This window comes from Nocardia sp. NPDC003345, from assembly GCF_053589395.1.
Window position 1 is genome coordinate 1 of the sequence record NZ_JBSFRU010000631.1, and the last position, 1048, is coordinate 1048.

Below are 1048 nucleotides of genomic sequence, written 5' to 3' on the forward strand. Positions count from 1 at the left end.
CATGCAACGCCTCCAGGAACGCCGACCGCAGGCCCGCGCGTTCCAGTTCCCGCACCGCGGCCGCCGTGGTGCCGGCGGGCGAGGTGACCGCGGCCCGCAAGTCGACCGCGCTCTGCCCCGACTCGGCCAGCATGGCGGCCGAACCCAGCATGGTCTGGTTGACCAGCTGCGCGGCGATATCGCGGGTCAGCCCGAGCCCGACCCCCGCCTCGACCATGGCCTCCACCACCAGGAAGAAATACGCCGGACCCGACCCCGACACCGCGGTCACCGCATCCATCTGCGCCTCCGGGACCACACACACCTGCCCCACGGTGCTCAGCAGTTCGGTCACCAGGTCCAGCTGCTCGGCCTTCGCGTAGCGGCCCGCCGCGAGCACACTCATCCCCGCGCCCACCAGCATCGGAGTATTCGGCATCACCCGCACCACCGGGAAACCGGCGGGCAATTTGCCCTCGAGCCGGGCAGTCGGTACACCGGCCGCCAGCGACACCAGGATCTGGTCACGATCGCCGTCCAGATCGACCTTGCCGAGCTCGGTGAGCACCGCGTCCACGTCACCCGGCTTCACCGCGACCACCAGCAGATCCGCTCCCACGGCCGCATCGTCGACCGAATCGGTGACCCGGACCCCCAACCGCTGCGCCAGCAGCTCGGCCCGGTCGGTATGCGTCTCCACCACCACCAGATCCTTGACGGGACGCCCGGCCTCGAGCAGGCCGGCAATCAAAGCCTCACCGATCCGGCCACCGCCGATCACTGCAATACGTGTCATGAAACCATCTTGGGCCCCCGCCGCATCCGACCGAGCCTTGGGGCCGGAATTTTGGAACGGCCTTCACGAAGAGTGGGGTTGGAGGTGACCCGTCAGCGAAGGGTGAGTGCGGGGTGCCCTTCGCGACGAGTGAGTTCGGAGGTGGTTACCCCTTCGCGACCGGGTGAGTTCGGGAGTGACCCCTCCGCGGAGGTGAGTTGGGATGTGCCCCCTCCGCGAAGGGTCGCGCTGTAATTTTGGAGCGGCTCCGCCGCTCGAGGGTGGGGCCCTATT

The 1048-nt window shown here is 68.7% G+C and carries 1 protein-coding gene; it reads right to left on the reverse strand.

Going from position 1 to position 1048, the window contains the following annotated elements; all coding sequences use genetic code 11:
- A partial coding sequence (proC, locus tag ACWDU1_RS32535; protein ID WP_450004249.1) for a pyrroline-5-carboxylate reductase occupies positions 1–775 on the reverse strand: 775 nt, incomplete at its 3' end.
- Between the last annotated feature and the right edge of the window lie 273 nt (positions 776–1048).